The sequence below is a fragment of the Pseudomonas sp. AU12215 genome, from assembly GCF_001675465.2.
GTDB classification, from domain to species: Bacteria; Pseudomonadota; Gammaproteobacteria; order Pseudomonadales; family Pseudomonadaceae; genus Pseudomonas; species Pseudomonas nitroreducens.
Genome location: NZ_MACM02000013.1, coordinates 53,883 through 74,160 on the forward strand (window position 1 = coordinate 53,883; position 20,278 = coordinate 74,160).

Consider the following 20,278-nt stretch of genomic DNA (forward strand, 5'->3'; position numbering starts at 1 on the left):
AGCTTGTGGTTACAAGCATTCCAATCACCCGTCCGGGGGCTTCTGCTCCCTCGCGGGCAGGCCTCTTACCTGGAGGCTAATACATGATTATTGAAATTGCTGAGAATCCTGGTGTGTATCGCGTTCTCTCAGAGACAGTTTCTGCAGATGAAATTCTCGAAGCTGCACGCGAGATTATGGATTCCCGGTTCGCTAAAGGAGCCTGCTTCAATAACCCTGATGTGGGGCGTCATTACTTCAAGCACAAGCTTGGGGATAAGCCTCACGAAGTGTTTGCGGTAGTATTTTTGGATAGCCAGCACAGAATGGTTGCCTACGAGGAGCTCTTCCGTGGCTCTTTAACGGCTGCCCAGGTTCACGTTAGAGAAATAGCTAAGCGAGCGTTGTTTCATAATGCAGCTGCACTAATTCTCGCGCACAACCACCCGAGCGGGTGTTGTACTCCTAGCGAGTCAGACATTTCCACCACCATGAAAATTCGTGATGCAATGGAAATGTTTAGCGTAAAAGTGATTGACCACTTTGTTGTGGGAAAGGTCTGTTACAGCATGACCGAGAACTGCGACATTTAAGCAATAACCAATAAACCCACTATGGGCACCAATGCCCATGGGGCTATGGTGTCCTCTTAATCGGAGATGCACCATATGAAATTCCAATCCAGTGTTATTTCTTTTCCGGATCGCGGAAGCTGGGGTAACGCAAAATATCGCGGTAATTGTTCAGGGCACGTGGTGAAAGGCTTCTTTGAAACCTACCACCGTCGTTCCAATGGACTTGCCTGCGATCCGAGCATTGGTGGTGGTACCTCGGTTGATGTGGCCGCTGAGATGGGGCTGCGCTTCAAAGGGACAGACCTTCACCAGGGATTCAACCTTTTGCTTGATAATTTTTCCACATTTCTTAATGAGGAAGCTCATACCTGTTTTTGGCACCCAGCCTACGCGGATATGATTACTTACTCAGGGAATATGTGGGGAGAGGCAAATAAATGGGATATGTCGCGAATGAACTTGGCTGAGTTCACCGAAGCCTTGGAGCTCGCGATAATGAATATCCATGCTGCGATGGAAAAAGGCGGTCACTATGGGGTCCTCATGGGCAACCTTCGTCGTGACGGTGAATACTACAATCTTTCTTCTCTCGTTGAGCGAGTTACCCCAGGTAAGCTCGTGGATGAGGTGATTAAGATTCAACACAACTGCGTTTCGGACTCGCGGCAGTATCGTGGTAATTTGGTAAGAATTAGCCACGAGAAGTTGCTTGTTTTTAAGAAGGATAAACATGAGTTGTTCTTTCTTGCAGCAGTTGAACAACGAGCCGCGGCAATGAAAGGCATTACCTGGCGAGCAGCAGTTCGCAAGATACTTTTAGGTGGGAAGACATTGCACCTAAGTGAGATCTATAAGGAAATTGAGCCTTTTGCGCGTACTCGGGATAACAGCAACTGGGAGGCCAAGGTGCGACAGGTCTGCCAAGCTGAAAAATACTTTGAGCGTGTCAGTCCGGGTGTTTACCGCCTGGCTGCTTGAAGACAGTCTCGCTCCTCCTCTTTGGCTTGTGCCAAGGGGGAGGAGAGAGGCAAACAGGTAACAATGCTGGCCACTGGATGAGCGCATGTTGAGTGATGCCGCTCGGCGGCAGGCGGTATCAGTGGGTAGACCGGTTGCTGGTGCTGCCCTAAGCTACGTCCCAAGCTGTGAATCAGCACATCTGTTCTTCTGCCCCTGTCCTGGGGGCGAATTGACCATATTTTGATCGGCGGCCGCATTACTGTGCAGTCGTTGGCGTCCCTTCTCCTCGAAGACACTTCGGTAATGGTGAGCCATTACCAAAGCGGATTCTTCTGCCCCGAATGTTCGGGTCAGGGAAACGGCAGCTGCTCCGTCTTGCAGCACTCAACTACCCAACTGGGGACTTACCTCCCCGTTCGGGGCAGGGGGTCTCCAACCCCCGGACCGGGGCCACTCCAAAGACCCCGCCTCGGGTTCTTCGGTGTGGTCCTGGTTCGGGCTCAACACTGGAGAATACCCATGAAACATGAAACCACGATCGATCTCAGCATTCCGCAATCGATCTCTACTGATGTCCTTCTCGAGAAGTACGCCAAAGACGGCGAAACTACCCAGGAGGAGATTTTTGCTCGCGTCGCAAAGGCGCTGGCATCCATTGAAAAAGATCCTGCTCACTGGGAAGAGGCTTTCCTCTACGCTCTGCGTGGTGGCTTCATCCCGGCTGGTCGGATCATGTCCGCAGCTGGTACTGGTATCCGTAGCACATTGATGAACTGCTTCGTTCAACCCGTTGGCGACAGCTTCCTCGGTGTGGACGAAAACGGTGTGCCAGGCATCTATCCGGCGCTTTCTGAGGCCGGTGAGACGATGCGTCGCGGGGGTGGTGTCGGTTACGACTTCTCTGCGATTCGCCCGAAAGGTTCCCTTGTGAAAGGCACTAAATCGGACGCAAGCGGCCCTGTCAGCTTCATGCATGTCTTCGATAAATCCTGTGCGACCGTAGTGTCTGCAGGTGGTCGTCGAGGTGCACAGATGGGGGTTTTGCGAGTGGACCATCCGGACATTCGTGAGTTCTGTCGTGCAAAGCGTGAGGCTGGGGTTCTGACCAACTTCAACGTGTCCGTGGGTGTGACGAACGCTTTCATGGAAGCGGTGGAGGCGGGTGGCCAGTTCAAGCTGGTTCATGCGGCCGAACCGTCGGAGATTCAAAAGCAGAAAGGTGCTTTCTTCGAAGATGGTGTGTGGGTCTATGAGGTTGTGGACGCCAAAGTTCTGTACGAAGAAGTGATGCTTCTGACCTACGACTTTGCCGAGCCTGGGATCCTGTTCATCGACCGTATGAACGAGGAAAACAATCTCGCGGGTCTCGGGGAAGTGCTCCGGGCGACCAACCCTTGCGCGGAACAGCCGCTGCCTTCGTATGGCTGCTGCTGCCTGGGCTCTATTAACCTGGCTGCCTTGGTGAAGCACGCTTTCTCTGACGATGCTGTTATCGACTGGGAGCAACTGCGTAACCTGGTCACCGTTGCAGTGCGCATGCTGGACAACGTGCTCGATCTGACCTTCTGGCCCCTCGAGCAACAACGTAAAGAAGCAATGGCTAAGCGCCGCATTGGGCTCGGTTTCACTGGCCTCGGTGACGCGCTGCTGATGCTGTGTTCGAAGTACGACACTCAAGAGGCGCGCATGCTCGCAGCAGAGATTGCTGAGTTCATGCGAGATGTTGCTTACGAGGCTTCTGTCGAGCTGGCGCAAGAAAAAGGTGCTTTCGAGATTTTCGAAGCTGAGGGGTATCTGCAGTCGCCGTTCATTCAGCGTCTCCCTGAGAACCTCAAGAATCGCATCCGTGAAAGCGGTATCCGCAATTCGCACCTGCTGTCGATCGCTCCGACTGGCACCATCAGCCTGGCGTTCGCAGACAATGCATCCAACGGCATTGAGCCTCCGTTCAGCTGGTGGTATCCGCGTAACAAGCGTGAAAGCGATGGTTCCACCAAGCAGTACAAGGTGATGGATCACGCCTACCGTGTCTGGCTCGCACGAGGTGGTTCGGAAGAGAATCTTCCGGAGTACTTTGTGACGGCTCTGTCGATCTCGGCGGGTAGCCACATGGCCATGCTTGAAGCGGTGCAGCCTTTCATCGATACCAGCATCAGCAAGACTGTGAACGTGCCGGAGGATTACCCCTTCGACGAGTTCAAGTCGCTGTACATGGATGCGTGGAAAGCCAAGCTGAAAGGCCTGGCAACCTACCGTCCGAGTGACGTCCGCGGTGCTGTACTGGTAGCCCCTACGGCTGAGAAGCCGAAGGAAGAAAAGTCTGATTTCGATGAAACCGATCCGGATCGTCGAGTCAAGTTGGACAAGCTGCCTGAACCTGCGCTCGCCAGCCTCCGCTGGAACAAGCGGCCGCAGTTGGCGGCTGGCAATCCGTCCTGGACCTATATGGTCAGCCGTCCTGATGGTCAGGACTTTGCTGCCATGGTGGGCCACGTCGATGGCGAAAGCGGTGAGAAACCGCAGATGCTTGAGGTGTGGATCAACGGATCTGAAGCCCCTCGTGGTTTGGGGGCTATCGCAAAGAGTCTGAGCATGGATATGCGCAGCGCGGACACCCGTTGGCTTAAAGCTAAACTGGAGTCCCTGCAGCGTGTCGCCGGCGAAGATGCTTTCGACATGCCGTGTCCGTTCGATGGGGAAATCAAGCGTATGCCCAGCAGCGTTGCTGCCATGGCGTACGTGGTGCATGCACGCTGCGAGCAACTGGGTGTTTTCGAAGAAGAGGGTCCATCCCCGATCTTTGATGCGCTGATGTCCGCAAAAGAGCCGAAAACTGGTACTGGCGGCACGATGTCCTGGAGTGTGGACGTTGTGAATCCGGCAACTGGTGACGATCTGTGCATGTCGCTGAAGGAGCTGCAGATGCCTGATGGCTCGCGCCGGCCGTACTCGGTGTGGTTGTCTGGCAACTATCCACGGACGCTGGATGGTCTTTGCAAGAGCTTGTCTTTTGACCTGCGTGTGGTCGACCCGGCATGGGTTGGCGCGAAGCTGCGTCAACTCGCTAGCTTCTGTGAGGTTCGCGGCGATTTCTTCGCAAAGGTTCCGGGCAGTGAAAAGTCCGAAAACCAACCCTCCACTGTTGCCTACCTGGCCAAACTCATTCTGCATCGCCTTGCGATGCTGGGAGTTTTGGATAGCAATGGCCACCCGATCCAGCAGCTTGGTTACTTCCACCAGGAAGGCCGCACTGTGAAGACCGGTGGCGCCAAAGCTGTGTCGGGTTACAAGGCCTGCCCGGAGTGCTCGAAATACACCGTCGTCCGCAAGGACGGCTGCGACTTCTGCACTGCGTGTGGGCATCAAGGTAGCTGTGGCTAAGTGATGGAGTGGGGCCCCTTCGGGGGCCTTTACTTCCCCCATCAGAGGAATCACCATTCGACAAATGGCGAGATGCTTTCAGTAAGCTGGCCTTACTAAAGGCATTTCTCTAGTGACCATTGTTGGTTGCTAGGAAGACGGCAGCTGCTCCGTATGCAGCAATCAAATGGGCAGTTGCCTAAACCCTCAAGGGGCTACTCGCCCGTTGGGGCCGGTAGCCCCCAGTCTTGGAGTTAACATGAAATCGCAACTCACTTCTTGCACTCACGTCGGTGAAACTCGCTCTGAGCTCACCGTAGAGTTCGGCGCTTCGGGTAGCAAGCTGAAGTACACAGCAACGGTGCCGGCCGGCACGAAGGTTGGAAAGCGAGAAGGGTACGCTGATCAGTGGATAGTTGATGATCTCAGTTTCATTGAGGACAAAAGCTCGCTGATGTACCACGACGCCGACCACTACGGAATTCGCATCCCGGAGTCCGAGATCGTCAATATTCGTGCGGCCTGAGTAATCTGAAGGAGCTCAAAACAGCTCCTTGAGAAGCCGTTTCGTTCGAAATTTTCTCCCGCCGGCATTCCGTCAGCTGGAGATAGCATCGCTGGCATTGCCAGCATCACAACCCCTGGGGGCGTTCTCCCCTAAGGGGAGGGGCCTCCAGTCTTCCAAGTAGGAGGTCCTATGTCTCACAAAGAACACCCACCCTGGTACGCACCGATCGTGCATTTCGCCACTCATGCAGTGGTGGGTTCGATCATATTCATAATCGTTGGCACACCATCAGTGCTGTTGGGCTGGCTGGTGCACAAGCTCCGTGATTGGGGGGTTTCAGAGGTTACTCTGACCATCCTTCAATTCTTGGAGTACGCCATCCTGATTATGGATGCAATCCTCTTCTTGGCTTTCCTCGGCTTCACAACCTGGTCGGCCATCAAGGAGCTCAAAAATGAATGAAGCAAACAGCGACAAAGGGGCTTCTGGTCCTATCAAGGGCTGCATAGCCGAGGTGATCAAAGCTGCTCGTGCGGCGCCGGCGATCTACTTCGCTCCCCTTGTGGGAGCGTTTACCGGCGTGGCTTTGCAGTGGAAAAAACTGCAGCCGCAACCCTTGGCAAAACCGAAGCTCGCGTAGCTTTTTCCCTTTCAGGGAACCTCTGTGAGGAGTATTCTTGAGGTAGATGCCCTAACGGAGCAGCTGCAATGAGCATGCGAATTCCAGAGTCACTTCATCGTGTTTGGCGCGAAGTTTCCGCCGCTGCGAAATCAGCGCCGGCGATCTACTTTGCTCCCCTCGTCGGGGCTGTCAAAGAAGTGCAAAGCATGGCGAAGGAAAAGTAGGCAAGCTGTATGTTTCAACCCTCTCCGGCTACGGCCGGAGAGGGCTCTTTCGATACCAGTGACCAGATGACTCTCGCTGTGAGTGATGTGGTCAACGGTATTCACTTGACCGCCATGGTGCGTTCAAGCTGAAAGTCAGCTGCAACTCTATGCAGCATCAACGCGGCTTAGCCGCTCAACCCATTGGGGGCATCTCCCCCTAATGGGGCTGGTGTCTCCAGTACCAGGAGTCACCATGAATCTTCATCAAGCCCTTTGCAGCTCTGGCATGGAGCAGGTAGTTCATAGCCTGGCTTTTCGTGCTGGTGTCTTCCATCGCCTCGGCCTCGAGGTCGATGAGGCTAAATTACTCACCAGTTCGGAACGACTGAATCTCCAGTGGATCCAGTCTCAACTGAACGTGAAGAAGCTTTCCAGTGCTGATGAGCTCGCCGAGCATGATCGACTGGTAGTACTGCTGCATCGCGAAACCGGCGAATCCCAGTCTTGGCTTCAAAAGCTTCCTCTTCCGCGCTTGCGCAAGATGATGGATGCCGTTGAGTCGCGGTGGTAATCGCTAAAGAACAGTCGAGCCCATAAGGGTTCGATTTACACGCTGCGTTCGCAGCAAAACCCTGCCGGGGCATCTTCCCCGCAGGGGTAGGGCCTCGGTTTTCTTTTGGAGGTCCTATGACAGATAACAACGTGATCCACCTGCAAAACATTAACCCTGCACTTGAGCTCAGCCACTACGAGGAAATTATCGAGAAGCGGCGTGCTCAATTGTTCGGTGAGATGGATACCCAGGGGTTCAACAAGATCCTGCTGCTCGATGTCGCTGACCGTTCTGCATACATCAAGTGCAAGGCGGCCGTTGCGCAGTTGGGCACGCTGGAAACCATGGCTAGCCGTGGTGTGAAAACACCGGAGGATCTGCGTGAGCATATCCAGCTGGTGCACGACCTGAGTGCTGTTCTCACGGACATCACTGCCGCAGAGCTGCGCACCTACTCCCTGGACCTCTTGAGGTCGATGGATATGGAAATGCGTAGTCAACGCACGGCTTAAGTCAGGCGATGGGGAAGGGTAACCTTCCCCATCTTCACCTAGCCAAAATCAGGTGCTATATTGAGCTCAGCTGTTCGCAGCACCTTCTTCTAGGCACTCGCCTATCAAGCACCACCGTCAAGGGTGCTTTGGAAATCGAAATTTACCAAAGCAGAATTCTTCCTCGCGCAATGTTGCGTGTGGTCGATAGCGCAGCTGCGCGTTCCTTCAGCAGCAATCTAAACCCAATGGGGTCCTCCCATTGGGCGGACCCTCCACTCACATCGAGGACTCCGTCATGATCGACTTCATCGTCAATCTGATCATTTTCATTCTTCAGTAATGGAAATCGGTCACCCAACCGGGCCAGAACCTTCTTCGGAAGGCCTGGCCCGATGGTTGGGAGTTTGATTTCAAAAGCAAGGCTTTCGAAATCAAGTTCGTGCTCCGTCTCATGAGAGATTGGGCTTGAAGGCAGCTGGACCTATCCAGCATCAACCCAGTGGGGTCTCTGCCCCCACTTGGGCAGCGGCTTCACCTCTGATTTAGGAGGTGTGCATGTCGATTCTCAATGTACCGATTTCCGAACTGATGGTGGTCGGTCGTGGTTACTACTTCTTCAAAGGTCAACTGGTTCACTGCGATGGAAATCGCGGCCGTGTTCGCTTTTGTGGGGGTGCTACCGAATGACTAAGCCGAAACCCCAGGAAAAACCAGCGACTCCGAACCGAGTCGTTTTGCCGCTGCATGCATATTCCGACGATAGCTTCGTTCGGATGATGTCTGCGCTGGTTGGCCTGGATCCGAAAGCGGGGGAGGGAAAGAAGAAATGAAATCCTACCCTCGGCTTGTTTCCTTGCTTCGCGAGACGATGAACCTCACCACCGGTGAGGCTGAAGCGTTAATGCGTGGTGTTGAGGCTGAAGCGGTGGTGCGTTGCGGCGGTAAGGCGAAGATCATCTCGAGAGCGATGACACTGCGTCACTACCGCGTAGCAGCAGACTTGCTTCAAAAGTATCCCAACGGCAAAGACATGACGATGTACTGCATCGACATGGGATATGCCGGCAAGCGGAGAGTGATCGTTTTTGATGGAAAGGTGGTCAGTCATGGCCACCAAGATTGGTTCCAGTTTGTTGAACGCATCCGCTACAAAGCAAAGACTGCAACAGCAGCCTAGCTATTCCTTAAACCCACAGGGGTCTCAACCCCTGCGGGTTCGAGACCTCTCTCAGCTGGAGAAGTCTCATGTCCCTTTCCAACGCAGTCACCACCCTGATGACTCGCAACCTCCAAAAACTTGGCTACCCCACCGGCGACATTCGCTGGAGTCTGGGATACTGCCAGGGCGATGGATCCTCGTTCTCTGGTTCGCTCGACATCGCCGTTCTTGGGCCGAGGCTGCTTCCTGAGATTTCGCAAGAGATCTGGGCCAGCATTGACTGTGACCTCGAAATCGTCCGCAGCCGAAGCTGCCGCTATGTTCATGAACGTAGTGTCGACCTGAATATCGACACCCTGTGCGTCGAACAGACGGATGCCAGTGAGTACGGCGGCGTGGCTCAGAAGGTTGCCCTGCATAAGCTTGTAGGAGCTCTTGAGGATGACATCCTGAAGGCCTCTTTCAAGAATTCTGCTGATGGCTACAAGCTGATCGAAAGCTTCGTATCGGAGGACACTCTGGCATGGCGTTTTCGTACTGCGTCCTTCCTCGTTGAGCTTTTCAAGATCAACGATGAAGACTGCAGTCCCTTCGATTTGTACGACGAAGGTGATCAGTTGGATGGTGTGATCAGCAGCATCCTGGAGGGGAAAACCAGCATCTTCGGCACGAAGGTCGTTGTCTCTCTTCTCGATGATGATGGTGACGCCTCAACCGTGCTCGCAGAGTCGTATCTCGGCGGATTCAGTTGTGATTCTAACGATGCTTCCCTTGGTGGAATGCGTCGTGAAGTCGTCTCAGAGGCCATTTCGATGGCCCGCGAGGCATACCAAAAACTGCTACGGCCGAGACTCAAGGCTGCGGCATAGCTAGCACATCCCTTGGGGGACTTCCCCCTAAGGGGCGAAGTTTCTCCAGGGTTCTCAACCCCGGTATCGGGGCTTCCCAAAGCCTCCGTACTGGAAGTTTTGGGAAGCCCCGAGCCGGGCTTAACCTGGAGGTACTTCGATGTCTAAGGAACACAATTTCGACGCCAAGGTTGTCAGGGAGGCGGCTGCGGGGCAATGGGAGCGCATCATTCAGGCGCTCATTCCTGGTATTCCCGACAAAGCCTTCACGAAGCTTGGAAGTCACGTTGCTTGCCCTGTACACCACAGGGGAAGCAAAAAGCGTGGCGACGGCTTTAAGCTGTTCAAAAAGGACTTCCACCTCTCTGGGGGTGGGATGTGCAACTCATGCGGTGCGTATCCTGACGGTTTCGCGCTGATCATGTGGGCCAATAACTGCTCATTTGCGGAAGCTCTAGAAGCTGTCGCCCATGAGTTAGGGATACGTTCTAAGGAAGATGAGAGGGCGCAAGCTGCTATCAACCGAGTGAACGAATCTCAACGTGCTGCATTGCTGAAAGAGATCGAGGAGAAGCAGGCGGCTGATGACGCGCGTTCTCGGGAAAAGCTGAAATGCCTTTGGCGTGAAAGCATACCCTTGACGCACCCGGATGCTGAGCCGGCCAGGCTGTACCTCAAAGGTCGAAAGATCCTTTGCTGGGACCGTCCAGGCCTGGAGACTGTTATCCGCTTTCACCGGTCGGTGAAGTCGTGGAATGAAAACCTCGAGTTCGAGGGAAGCTTCCCGGCCATCATTTGCCTGGTTACCAACGCCGGCGTACCGATCACAATCCATCGGATCTACTTGACCGAGAAGGGTGAGAAGGCGCCGATCGAGAGCGTTAAAAAGATGTGCTCCTACCCCAGCGACCGAACAGTCACTGGCGGGGGCATCATCACTGGTCCGTGGACTGAGGTAATCGATCTAGCTGAGGGACCTGAAACGTCCCTGGCAGTTGAGATGGCCACAGGCTTGAAGTGCTTTCCGACGGTAAATGCGACCCTGCTTGAAAACTTTGTTCCCCATCAAGGCGTAAAGGCAATTCGGGTATGGGCTGACAAGGACCGGTCTGGGACGGGAGAGGAGGCTGCTAAGAAGCTCAAAGTCCGCATGTGGGAGTTGGGTATCAAGGTCGCCATTATGCTTCCGCCCTTGCCGATCCCTGACGGGGAGAAAGGGGTCGACTGGAACGACGTGCTGATTGAGCTTGGGCTGCTCGGGTTTCCGAGACAGCAAGCCCAGAGGAAGTGCGCATGACGTTCGTTAGAAGACCCTGGACGTTTGACCCATTGGTCGTTGACTCAACGCCTGGTGGTAGCTTTGTCTGCCCCTTCTCTCCACCGAGTGACTTTGGTGGAGGAGGGGGAGAGTACCTTAGCTTGATGAGGATTCGTTACCGGGATCCTTCGTATAGCAGGTGCTTTGCGGAGCACATCCGGGCAATGAACTCTGGGTTGACCATTCACTTTGAGGGACCGTACAGCACAGAGGCGATGGCTGTCCTAGCTAAAATCTCTGAGAAACACAACCAACAAAAAAGGGCCAGCTGATAGCTGGCCCTTTTTTTTGGCCTACTTCTGACGAGCGGTAGTGCTTATCAGGGTTAGGCGTGACCTGTGGTATTGTATGCGCAGTGAGTTGCATATTTCGGGGCGCGGGAGATAGTTGGTGCATCCCGCGGAGATAAGATAATGACATTGCGACATGTTAAGTTTTATACGGAAAGTACAGATAGGGAAAATGTATATCTAGTCTCTTTGGCTGGAGATGATCGTTATTTCCATCGATTGGAAGTGCATCTTGATTGTACTTTCGATGTTGATGTACTTGATTACGTTGAGCTTTATGGTATTTGGTTTTTTTTGATATCCCTTGAGGTTGCTGGGAAATTTCGGACAGCCAGGAACCTGGCCATTTCGGTATCTAGGCCCTCTGTCCGGTCATTACTGCTCGGTAAAACCATGTCCGATTCAATTGGTCCTTACGCATCAGCATTGAGGGCTATGCTCTACGGCATGGAAAGTATAGGGCTTGAGCGAAAACCAGCTTGGCTAAGCAACGTCACTGATGTTGGAGGCCTTTGCTCTCGCTGGGATGGCCGTCCTTGCCCATACCAGACGGTGTCCAACGACCGGTTCGGTGAGATTGGCATCACTCATCATGCGGTTGATCAGTACTTCAAGCGGACTAGGTCTGAGGGAAGGAAAGATCAAATGTTATCAAAAGTACAAAGCCTGGCCCGTGCTGCAACCGAAGAGGTAGAGCTTCCCCCAGAAGTTGTTTTTAAGAAGATCCTGACTCATGGATTTGAGCAGAAATATGTAAAAACTCTTGCAGCGCCCAGAGGCTGGATGTTGGTAACTGCGCCTGATCATGAAAGAGGCTATTTGCGTGTCATCTCCGTTTACCAGCTCAACCTTGGGTGAAGAAGCCATGGGACGGTTGTGGAAGTACGTAAAGCGTCTGCGCAGTGAAATCATGTCGTTAATGAAAGTGCATAGCCCTGACGCCTGGGAAGAAGCGCAATCATTAAAAGGTGATGAGCTAGTAGACTTCTTAATTAGGCAGCCACTAGTAAGACACGGTATTTGCTATCACATCCTTGGGGATGCTGGATATAGAGAGAATTGCTATGTTCAGCGGCTGCGTGATGGCGAAGCTTTTATTCTTAAAAGGTGCTTAATTCAATTTGACGAAATTGGAAATCCGCTAATCATTACTCTAACTGGCGTAAAGAGTGATGGGGAAACTGCTGAGCGGATCGGGAAGATTGAAGAATTTGTCAGCATGGAGACTGGCTATCAAATTCTTCCTTCGCTGATATTCGACATGCTACCAGAGGACTGAGAGGTGCCAGGCGCTACTGCTGGCTGCGAGGTGGAAGCATCAACATGGCGCTGCTTTTCGAGCTCACGCCGTAGGTCGTTGACGTGTGCGTCCACTGCAGCCTGTAGGCCTGGCCTGTATCGCAGAGAATCCTCAATCGCGTCGACCACGAGTACCGGGGGAAGGCCGAACTGATCGGCGGTGATGTCAACGATGTACCGGCATCCATTCACAGAGACCTCAGTCCAGTAGTGGCCGTGGCATGAACCCTGGATGTTGATTCCTTTCTTGAATTCCCCGTCGCCGCCACGAATCCGGGTGGGGAATCCAGAGAATTTTCGAATCACCTCGGCGCAAAGAAATGCTGCGTACAAGCAAGTGCCTTTGGTTGTCGCCGAGCCAATGGAGTGGTCAAGCATCTCCTCAAAAATCTTGCGAGTGTTTTGGGCTATGCTCAGTATCTGATGATAATCGTCTGTCATGTAAGCTGGGTCTAGGCCGACGGCTACAAAGCGGAGGTGGTCCAGTTTTTGAAAAATCGGATTGGATCTGGGTGGCAGGGTAGCATTTTGTCATGTGCAATATCCGATAATAGGTAGACCCGGATATTGCAAGCAAATCGCTCCTGGGCGAGTATACCCACCATCTCAGTTAACTGGATTTGCCGCGATGTCTTCCAGTATCGATAAGCCTTTTCCTCTCTTTGATTCTTATCGTGAATTCCGCCAGCTCAATTTCAACGATCTTTCGAAGGAGCGTCCAATCGTTATAGGCCTACTTCGGCAGATTGGCGAGGCCGCTGATCCGATAGAAAGCTATAAAGCTGTCCGTGAGTTTTTCCACTCGTACGATGGGAACGAAGGTACTTTCAACTCATACAGGACGCACGTTGAGCGTTTGCTCTTGTGGTGCCTTCTCATTGTGAAGAAACCAATCCTTTCGCTTCGCAGAACAGACGCTGAGGCGTTTATGGAGTTTTGCCTAAAACCCCCGGCCAGTTGGGTTGGGCCGGTCGTTAAATCAAGGTTTGTCCGCGCTGGTGGTCGTAAGAAGTCGCCTGATGACACATACACGGTTAATGAGGACTGGAGACCGTTCAACCTGACACAGCCGAAGCTAGTGCGAAAGCTAGCTGAGGAAGCAAACGTCGAAGCACCTTCGCCGTCTGGTTACAAGATGTCTAGCGGCTCGGTTGCTCAGGTTTTCGCCGCGTGCCAAAGCTTCTATCAATTTTGTATAGATGAGGACCTCACAGAGGTTAATCCCTTCCGTGCGATTAAGCAGAAGTCGCGGTACACACAGAGGAGCACTCGCGAGGTCGGCGGCCGATCGCTCACTGCAGTTCAGTGGGATTTTGTGATTGAGACCGCCGAACTGATGGCTGATGAAGATGAGGAGCACGAGAGAACACTTTTCATTCTGGTCACGCTCTTCTCCCTGTACCTCCGAATCTCTGACCTGGTAGGCCGGGAAAACTGGGAGCCCACCATGGGTTCTTTCCAGAAGTCTGGAGATGACTGGTGGTACCACGCTATTCGCAAGGGCAACAAGAGCACAAAAGTAAGCGTTCGCCATGAGTATCTGAAATATCTGAAGCGCTACCGTGCGACGCTTTCTCTGTCCCCTCTCCCATTTCCCGGTGAGCAGACGCCACTCCTGAAATCAAAACAAGGGAGGGCCGGGCTTTCCGATCGCCACGTTAGGCTCCTGGTGCAGGGGGTCTTTGATCGTGCCGTTGAAAGGATGAAAGCTGAAGGACAGCCTGAGGATGAGATTACGAACCTGAGGGCAGCTTCCCTGCATTGGCTCCGCCACACAAGCGCCACTTTTGATGCGCCATATCGTGATCCGAAGGACCTGCAGGCGGACCTTGGCCACGAAAGCCTTTCGACAACCCAGGACAACTATTACGACTCCCTGGATGGAAAGCGAGCGTCTTCAGTAAAGGGGCTTCCGGTCAAAGGGTATTAGAGGTCGACAGCCAGGTGAGTCCGGGCCAACCACCCTACCCTGGCTTCCATCGCTGCTCAGGTTGGTTGACGTTCTGTCCCTCCCATAGGGCTCAATAGCCACTCTTTAGGCACTGTCTATTCCCTAGCATGGCTGCATCAGAAATCAGATGCATGCAGCGGTGACTAGATGTTTACGACTCTTGCCCATGCTGGCTCCGCTCAGGCGAACCATGTCAGCGCCGGCGACGCCTGTGAAAAGCAGTCCACTTACGAAGCCCTCTTTACTCGATTTGGCGACGCAATCCCGCGGGATGATGTTGCAGATCTGCTCTTCTTCTCGAAGGTCTACTTCGCGAAGCGCATTGGCAGCAAAGATCTAGATCACCTGGCTTGGGTCAGGGCTTTAAAGCCAGCTCGGATCCGCAGAGGGCGCCGCACCTTCTTTAAGACTCAGGCCGTGGCCTCGTTTCTGGATGCTCGTGACGGCGATGCTGGAAGCGAGACCACTGCATGACATCTCGCAGGATCACGTTAGCGGTACTCGCTGCAATGCTGTCGCTATCGACAGTCGCAGCTGAAAAAAAGAAGGACGAAGAACCTTCGTTGCCGGCTGCCGGCAGTGAAACCTTCTATAAGGGCAAAGCTGAAGGCTGGTTCTGGTACAAGGATCCTAAAGAGGAAGAAGAGGAGGAAGAGAAAAAGCTTCCCCCTCCTCCTCCGCCCCCACCTGCTCCAGCCAAAGATGAAGAGCCTGAAGCGGCTTCTCAGCCAGAGCAACCAGCAATCTTCAGCGTGAAATGGTTGAGAGACAATCTCGACACATACCGCGACATTGCCATCGATAGCCCGACTGAAGAAAACGTCAGCCGCTACTACTACATGCAGCGGATGATGATGGATAAGGCGTCGAAGTTCTCTGAAATGTCTTCCAAAGTGATTATGAAGGATCCCTTCCTGGACGAGGACAGCCGTCGCCCTGTTGCAACTTACGCGGCCAACGCCATGAACAAAATGGCAGCAGACAGTCGCGACAAGGTTCTAAAAGACCTTTCGCAGAAGGTCGGGCTCTTCTACTTCTTCAAATCTGATTGCGCTCTTTGTGTTGAGCAGGCAGGTGTCCTCCAGTCACTGAACCACGCCACGGGTATTTCCGTCATCCCTGTTTCGATGGATGGGGAAAACCTGCCTAACGGCGGGTTCGCAGAGTACAGAGTAGACAGTGGCCAAGCTGAAAAGCTGGGGATCTTTCAAGCCCCTGCTCTTGCTTTGGCAATTCCGCCCAACAAGTCCGAGATTGTGGGATACGGCGCCATCACACTGGATGTCCTTTACAACCGCATTCTGATTGCTGCCAAGGATGCAAATGTAATTGATCAAAAGACCTTCGCTTCAACTCAGCCGGTTAACGATACAGGGCTCCTTTCTATGGAAGATGCCGAAGGCATTTCGGAAGAGATGCTTAAGGATCCGGATGCCTTGATCGAGTACATGCGCACTCAGCTTGCAAAAAAGAATATGGAGGGTAAATAAGATGGCCAGAAAAATTATGCCGAACCGGGTAACTCTGGCTATCGGATTCGCCACAGTCTTCGCCTTGATGCCGAGCATCTCATCCGCAAACATTCAGTCGCAAATGGATTCGATGTTCGAGTCCATGTCGAATACAACGGGTGGCGGTTATTTTGAAACCGCTACTCGCGGGGTAATCGCAGGCGGATCTATGCGGGTACGGAACAAGATTGCCACTGACCCACTGGTATCTTTCCGTCCCCCGTCTTTCCAGGCCGGTTGCGGCGGCATTGATATGTTCGCGGGGTCTTTCAGCTTTATCAATGCACAGCAGTTTGTTCAGTCACTGCGCTCTGTAGCGGCTAACGCTGTAGGTGTTGCCTCGGGCTATGCGTTTAAATTAGCGCTGAACGCAATGGGCCCAACAGTCCATAACGTAATCCAAAATTTGCAAGAAGTGATGCAGGACATCAACTCTTTGATGTCCAACTCTTGTCAGTTAGCTCAAGGCCTTGTTACTGAGGCTTTCTCGGCCTTCGATGCGAAAACCGATATGAACGCTTCAACAGAAAACGTTACCAAGGGTATTGGTGACGTTTTCTCGCAACTCAAGCCCTCCAACTTAGTAGGTAGCAACCCTAAGACGGAACAGGCAAAAGCAGGTAACGCGACGATCTGTAAAGACTTCGGTAACGTGCTCTGGTGTGCTATGCGGGCTAATAGCATTAAATCCACTTTCCAGTATGGGTCCAATCAGACTGAAGAGTTGATTCTTTCTCTAGTAGGGTCCGCTGTTATTGGCGACCTTGCTAATGCTGAAGATGGAAAAGGTCAAACCCGAAACATTAATTACCTGCCGCCCCTGACAATAACCCTCAAAGACATCATTGAGGGGCGTAAGGATGAGAATATCAAGATCTATGACTGCTCATCAGATCAAGATTATTGTGCCGATCCGGACATTAAGGACATCAGTTTTGATGGATTGGCTTCAAAAATAGTCAAGGCCTTTAACGGTGGTGATGGCGGGCCAGGAATCATCTACAAGTGGGCCACCAACACGGGGAGTTTTACCTCGACTGAGGTAGAGGTTATTTCATCTCTGCAGCAAACCGGATTTTCCGCAATGATCCAAAGACTCTCGCAACGCAGTCAGTCAATCGCCCAGGGATTTGTCCAGGAGCATGCAAGACTGATTGCGCGTGATGCAGTTGCATCGTTAGTCCGATCGTATATCGCCGCAGCTGAAGCCAGTATGAAAAACGCGAAGATGGCTGATCTCCAAGGTCCAGAAGCGGTGACCTTTATTAAAGATGCACGTCAACGTGTAAATGAAGACTACGCCGCTGTACTGCAGGACTACGGAAATTCTAACGCTGTTTTTGCCGACTACCAAAATAAGCTTCAGATTATGCCATCAACGAGTTTCCTGGCCGTTGGGCCAGCAGCACCTGTAGGCGGAGAGTGATATGGACTTTACAATTTACTCTATTGGCTCCGCGGCCTATCTGGAAGAGATTCTTAACTCAGTAGCCATGATTTCGGGTTCAGGCAAGATTGAAGACCTTGCCAAAATTGGCTTACTGATCGGAGTTTTTATTCTCGGCTTTCAGGCTGTCTTCAACAATACGGGTATTCAGTTTCAAAAAGTAGGCGTGTGCCTGATTCTTTATCTTGCTGCCTTTGGTCCGCAGGTTACTGTTCTTGTCGAGGACGTTTACACAGGTGATGTTGCCGTTGTTGATAACGTTCCGCTTGGCCCGGTTGCTGTAGGCTCGATCGTGTCTAATTTGGGCTATGACATCACCAATACCTTTGAGCAAGCGTTTTCCACGCCTGGAATGACGAGCTATGGGTTTGTCGATCCGCTGGAGACTCTCCAAAAGTTCCGCTCTATCTCAATGAACATTATGTCTATCCCTTCCTTTGTTGAGGATGGCGGCAACCAGAATCTGGTCGCCTCCTGGACTAACTACATGAAGGAGTGCACTTTCACTGGGTACGGTTCTGATGCGCGAGCCATACAAAATATGATGCGCGATTCAGATCCTTTGCGAGGACTCAAATTTGAATCAAGTGTGTATTACACATTGATTTATGATGGGTCTAGCCCTGAAGGTCGAACTTTGACTTGCTCCGCAGCGCACAATGAATTGATGGGTATGACCCAACCTAAGGCGGACGGAATCATTGAAGACGTTGGCCGCATTGGTTTCAAGAAGCTCGGGAAGCCAGCACCAGACTACGCCTCTATGGAGGCTCGTCTTAGTAACAGTCTTTATGGGCTAGGCTTGATCGCGACGAATACTCGAACTTTTGCAATTGCTAGCAGCCTACTCCCTGTACTTCAGAGAGCGCCAGGCGAGAAAGCTATTGAAGAGCTTCAGGGCGCCGCGGCGATCATGATGAATGACAGCATGATGAAAACGAACACTCAGTGGGCAGCCGAAGGGTCAAAGTTCACTCAGTACGTGCGTCCGTTCATGACTTTCTTTGAAGGTTTTATCTACGCAATTACTCCGCTCATGGCATTCGTAATGGTGCTTGGTGGGTTTGGTATTGGGTTGATCTCTAAGTACCTATTGATTCTTGTATGGATGATGCTTTGGATGCCGATGTTGTCCATCATTAACCTATACATCCTGTCATATGGTGCTGACAAAATATCCGCGGTAGTCGAGGCTTCTTTGGCGTCTGGCGATATCGGCCAAGGGATATCTTTCCAAGGTCTGATTGCAATGCAGCCTGTTATCGAGAGTCTCATTGGTACCGCTGGGCTTATGGCGTCTTCAGTGCCGGCACTTAGTCTATTCCTTGTATACGGCACATCTGTAGCGGCTAGTGGTATTGCAAGCCGACTGAGTGGTGGTGACACAATCAACGAAAACATGGTGGCACCAGATCCGATGAAAGTTGGAGCTGCCCTGGACGTTAGCCCTATCGCAACCAACGATCTTAACAAAGGGACTATCCTCGCGGGCTCTGATGCAACCCGTGGCAATGTGAGTTTCGGTAAGACGCTCTCCGACAGTGTTCAATCCACACGAGCCACTGCGGAGCAAAGCTCCCAGCAGTTTAGTGAGCAAATGTCGTCTGCATTTGGGAATGCATACCAAAATAGCTCTTCGATTGCAGACGCTGCTCGGGTTGGGCAAAGCATGTCCAGCACTTTTGGGTTGTCGAATAGCACCAGCTATCAGACTGGCATCGATGCGATGAAAAAGGCTGGATTTGGTTCTGACCTTATTGATGCGACTGTTGCCTCAATCGCAACCTCGGCTGGAGTTAATGGTAAAGCTTCTGCCGGCGGAGGTGGCGGGCCCTCTGCTTCTATCGATGCTGGGGCAAAAGGCAATATGACAAGCCAACAGAACCGTAACGATAAGCGAACGCTTAGTGATGCCTTGGACTTTGCAAAGAGCGTTGGACTTGATCAGTCTGTTAAAAATGGACTGGACAGTGCCAAAGGCTACGATGTTGCTAAAAACTTCCAGTCTGGTGAGTCTGCCGTACTTAGTGAGACCGACACTAAAACACTTAGTCAAACTGCCTCTAAAACGATGTCGGACCAAGAAAGCTATCAGCGAGCGCAATCGCTTCAAGATCAGTTTGGGTATGACGGTAAGTATAACGTTGATACCTTCGCCGGCATGATGATGCAGCGCGGACAATCCGCGGCATTGGTTGATGCAGCTCGAAATGAGTATGGTGAGCGGAACGCTCAGAACTATGCCGTTTTTGATTCGATTCTTGATCCGTCCCGACGTGAAACTGCCGCTGCTATTCAAACGCTTGCAGAGAATGGTCGCTTTGATCTTTTAGGTGGTGCGGACATCAACCCGAACGAAAATAGCAATCTGCGTGGTGCAAACGTTCAGGGCGTTGAAGACCGTGCTGCAGGTGCTGGTTCGATGGCTTCCGATCATGGCGTACATGGTCGCGTAGCAACCGAGCGTGACAGTGCGATTGACGGGCTCAATCTCCAAGATCGGTACGAGAATAAAAACAAGGTCGTGGAGAACGACGCCCAGGTTTATGCCCGCGACACCGCAAAACCTCAGGTTGACCAAGCAGAAAACAGGTTGCGCGGTCTGGGTAACGGGTCCTATACGTATGGCGAGACGAGTTTTGGCGCAGTTTCCGCTATGTGGAACAAGGTTTCCTCTGGGATGCATGACCGCGAGACATATCACCAGGAAGGACTGGGCTACAACCTAAACGAAGCACAAGCCGAGGTGTTTGCTTCCGCTAGAATGGGTGAGGTTTGGAGTGGCGAGACCCGTGAGAAGTGGAACGCATATGCCGAATCCCAGAACATGGATCCTGAGCTTCGTGATGGCATGTTCAAGGCACTGACTCAAGCAGGTCTGCATGATGACGGCAGTGGCGGGCAACTCGCAGACATTCGGATGGTTAACGTTGGATCAAGCACTGATGACGTCATGGTGATTAGGCACAACAACTAGTTAAGGACTATCTACCTAAAAGCCCCGGCATTGCCGGGGCTTTTTTTGTGGTGCGCCAGGCATGGCGCGTAGCGCCGTGACTGGCGCTGTCGGGTTCACCGTGGTGGCGAACCTGGCGACTCGGAGGTGAAAGTCCTCTACACACCCGGCAAGGTGAAGTGTTAGCCGGAGGCAAGGGTGTCGCGGGCGACTGCGAATCTGAAGGAAGCCCGAGGCAAAAT

At 52.6% G+C, this 20,278-nt stretch carries 20 protein-coding genes; 19 read left to right on the forward strand and 1 reads right to left on the reverse strand.

From position 1 onward, the window contains the following. Positions 1–83 precede the first annotated feature (83 nt). From A9513_RS04545 to A9513_RS35390, 14 genes are all read left to right on the forward strand, one after another. Complete coding sequence (locus A9513_RS04545; RefSeq protein ID WP_083195981.1) at positions 84–572, forward strand: JAB domain-containing protein; 489 nt, start codon at positions 84–86, stop codon at positions 570–572. A 75-nt stretch (positions 573–647) separates the two neighbouring features. Beyond that, entirely contained in the window at positions 648–1,532 is an 885-nt protein-coding gene (locus tag A9513_RS04550) for a DNA adenine modification methylase (RefSeq protein ID WP_065327352.1), read from the forward strand. Between the two features lie 501 nt (positions 1,533–2,033). Then, the gene (locus tag A9513_RS04555; protein WP_065327353.1) at positions 2,034–4,895 is read left to right on the forward strand and encodes an adenosylcobalamin-dependent ribonucleoside-diphosphate reductase; all 2,862 of its coding nucleotides are present in this window, start codon (positions 2,034–2,036) and stop codon (positions 4,893–4,895) included. Positions 4,896–5,133: 238 nt separating this feature from the next. Next, the gene (locus A9513_RS04560; protein WP_065327354.1) at positions 5,134–5,400 is read left to right on the forward strand and encodes a hypothetical protein; all 267 of its coding nucleotides are present in this window, start codon (positions 5,134–5,136) and stop codon (positions 5,398–5,400) included. Positions 5,401–5,571: 171 nt separating this feature from the next. Beyond that, positions 5,572–5,844: a hypothetical protein gene (locus A9513_RS04565; protein WP_065327355.1), complete on the forward strand. Its 273-nt coding sequence runs from the start codon at positions 5,572–5,574 to the stop codon at positions 5,842–5,844. After that, positions 5,837–6,022, forward strand: coding sequence for a hypothetical protein (locus A9513_RS04570; RefSeq protein ID WP_065327356.1), 186 nt, complete (start codon positions 5,837–5,839; stop codon positions 6,020–6,022). Before A9513_RS04565 ends, A9513_RS04570 begins: the two co-directional genes overlap by 8 nt. Before the next feature lie 441 nt (positions 6,023–6,463). Beyond that, the gene (locus A9513_RS04575) at positions 6,464–6,781 is read left to right on the forward strand and encodes a hypothetical protein (RefSeq protein ID WP_065327357.1); all 318 of its coding nucleotides are present in this window, start codon (positions 6,464–6,466) and stop codon (positions 6,779–6,781) included. A 116-nt stretch (positions 6,782–6,897) separates the two neighbouring features. Further along, a complete protein-coding gene (locus A9513_RS04580) occupies positions 6,898–7,275 on the forward strand; it encodes a hypothetical protein (RefSeq protein ID WP_065327358.1) in 378 nt (125 codons plus the stop codon). Between the two features lie 537 nt (positions 7,276–7,812). Next, positions 7,813–7,944 (forward strand): hypothetical protein, encoded by a 132-nt coding sequence (locus tag A9513_RS36380; RefSeq protein ID WP_255302820.1) that lies wholly within the window; start codon positions 7,813–7,815, stop codon positions 7,942–7,944. A 139-nt stretch (positions 7,945–8,083) separates the two neighbouring features. Further along, positions 8,084–8,434 (forward strand): hypothetical protein, encoded by a 351-nt coding sequence (locus A9513_RS04585; protein ID WP_065327359.1) that lies wholly within the window; start codon positions 8,084–8,086, stop codon positions 8,432–8,434. Positions 8,435–8,502: 68 nt separating this feature from the next. Then, a complete protein-coding gene (locus A9513_RS04590) occupies positions 8,503–9,285 on the forward strand; it encodes a hypothetical protein (RefSeq protein WP_065327360.1) in 783 nt (260 codons plus the stop codon). Between the two features lie 139 nt (positions 9,286–9,424). Then, positions 9,425–10,561, forward strand: a complete 1,137-nt coding sequence (locus A9513_RS04595) for a toprim domain-containing protein (protein WP_065327361.1) — start codon at positions 9,425–9,427, stop codon at positions 10,559–10,561. 434 nt (positions 10,562–10,995) lie between these two features. Beyond that, positions 10,996–11,730, forward strand: a complete 735-nt coding sequence (locus A9513_RS35385) for a hypothetical protein (RefSeq protein WP_141678338.1) — start codon at positions 10,996–10,998, stop codon at positions 11,728–11,730. Next, complete coding sequence (locus A9513_RS35390; RefSeq protein WP_141678339.1) at positions 11,723–12,151, forward strand: hypothetical protein; 429 nt, start codon at positions 11,723–11,725, stop codon at positions 12,149–12,151. The genes A9513_RS35385 and A9513_RS35390 overlap by 8 nt, the downstream gene beginning before the upstream one ends. Here the strand turns inward: A9513_RS35390 and A9513_RS04600 are convergent. Then, positions 12,106–12,612 (reverse strand): hypothetical protein, encoded by a 507-nt coding sequence (locus tag A9513_RS04600; protein ID WP_065327362.1) that lies wholly within the window; start codon positions 12,610–12,612, stop codon positions 12,106–12,108. The genes A9513_RS35390 and A9513_RS04600 overlap by 46 nt on opposite strands. Positions 12,613–12,799: 187 nt before the next feature. On the opposite strand from A9513_RS04600, the gene A9513_RS04605 reads away from it, so the two are divergent. From A9513_RS04605 to A9513_RS04625, 5 genes are all read left to right on the forward strand, one after another. Then, positions 12,800–14,101 (forward strand): tyrosine-type recombinase/integrase, encoded by a 1,302-nt coding sequence (locus tag A9513_RS04605; RefSeq protein ID WP_083195982.1) that lies wholly within the window; start codon positions 12,800–12,802, stop codon positions 14,099–14,101. A gap of 168 nt (positions 14,102–14,269) precedes the next feature. Continuing rightward, entirely contained in the window at positions 14,270–14,596 is a 327-nt protein-coding gene (locus A9513_RS04610) for a hypothetical protein (protein ID WP_065327363.1), read from the forward strand. Next, on the forward strand, positions 14,593–15,612 hold the full coding sequence (gene traF, locus A9513_RS04615) for a conjugal transfer protein TraF (RefSeq protein ID WP_083195983.1): 1,020 nt from the start codon (positions 14,593–14,595) through the stop codon (positions 15,610–15,612). The genes A9513_RS04610 and traF overlap by 4 nt, the downstream gene beginning before the upstream one ends. Position 15,613: 1 nt before the next feature. Next, the gene (locus A9513_RS04620; protein WP_232925215.1) at positions 15,614–17,059 is read left to right on the forward strand and encodes a conjugal transfer protein TraH; all 1,446 of its coding nucleotides are present in this window, start codon (positions 15,614–15,616) and stop codon (positions 17,057–17,059) included. 1 nt (position 17,060) lies between these two features. Further along, positions 17,061–20,057, forward strand: coding sequence for a conjugal transfer protein TraG N-terminal domain-containing protein (locus tag A9513_RS04625; RefSeq protein ID WP_065327365.1), 2,997 nt, complete (start codon positions 17,061–17,063; stop codon positions 20,055–20,057). Positions 20,058–20,278 lie beyond the last annotated feature (221 nt).

Bases quoted from the DNA above. Each gene is read 5' to 3' on its own strand.
- A9513_RS04545 (WP_083195981.1), top strand. From the start codon at position 84: ATGATTATTGAAATTGCTGAGAATCCTGGTGTGTATCGCGTTCTCTCA.
- A9513_RS04550 (WP_065327352.1), top strand. From the start codon at position 648: ATGAAATTCCAATCCAGTGTTATTTCTTTTCCGGATCGCGGAAGCTGG.
- A9513_RS04555 (WP_065327353.1), top strand. From the start codon at position 2,034: ATGAAACATGAAACCACGATCGATCTCAGCATTCCGCAATCGATCTCT.
- A9513_RS04560 (WP_065327354.1), top strand. From the start codon at position 5,134: ATGAAATCGCAACTCACTTCTTGCACTCACGTCGGTGAAACTCGCTCT.
- A9513_RS04565 (WP_065327355.1), top strand. From the start codon at position 5,572: ATGTCTCACAAAGAACACCCACCCTGGTACGCACCGATCGTGCATTTC.
- A9513_RS04570 (WP_065327356.1), top strand. From the start codon at position 5,837: ATGAATGAAGCAAACAGCGACAAAGGGGCTTCTGGTCCTATCAAGGGC.
- A9513_RS04575 (WP_065327357.1), top strand. From the start codon at position 6,464: ATGAATCTTCATCAAGCCCTTTGCAGCTCTGGCATGGAGCAGGTAGTT.
- A9513_RS04580 (WP_065327358.1), top strand. From the start codon at position 6,898: ATGACAGATAACAACGTGATCCACCTGCAAAACATTAACCCTGCACTT.
- A9513_RS36380 (WP_255302820.1), top strand. From the start codon at position 7,813: ATGTCGATTCTCAATGTACCGATTTCCGAACTGATGGTGGTCGGTCGT.
- A9513_RS04585 (WP_065327359.1), top strand. From the start codon at position 8,084: ATGAAATCCTACCCTCGGCTTGTTTCCTTGCTTCGCGAGACGATGAAC.
- A9513_RS04590 (WP_065327360.1), top strand. From the start codon at position 8,503: ATGTCCCTTTCCAACGCAGTCACCACCCTGATGACTCGCAACCTCCAA.
- A9513_RS04595 (WP_065327361.1), top strand. From the start codon at position 9,425: ATGTCTAAGGAACACAATTTCGACGCCAAGGTTGTCAGGGAGGCGGCT.
- A9513_RS35385 (WP_141678338.1), top strand. From the start codon at position 10,996: ATGACATTGCGACATGTTAAGTTTTATACGGAAAGTACAGATAGGGAA.
- A9513_RS04600 (WP_065327362.1), bottom strand. From the start codon at position 12,612: ATGACAGACGATTATCATCAGATACTGAGCATAGCCCAAAACACTCGC.
- A9513_RS04605 (WP_083195982.1), top strand. From the start codon at position 12,800: ATGTCTTCCAGTATCGATAAGCCTTTTCCTCTCTTTGATTCTTATCGT.
- A9513_RS04610 (WP_065327363.1), top strand. From the start codon at position 14,270: ATGTTTACGACTCTTGCCCATGCTGGCTCCGCTCAGGCGAACCATGTC.
- traF (WP_083195983.1), top strand. From the start codon at position 14,593: ATGACATCTCGCAGGATCACGTTAGCGGTACTCGCTGCAATGCTGTCG.
- A9513_RS04620 (WP_232925215.1), top strand. From the start codon at position 15,614: ATGGCCAGAAAAATTATGCCGAACCGGGTAACTCTGGCTATCGGATTC.
- A9513_RS04625 (WP_065327365.1), top strand. From the start codon at position 17,061: ATGGACTTTACAATTTACTCTATTGGCTCCGCGGCCTATCTGGAAGAG.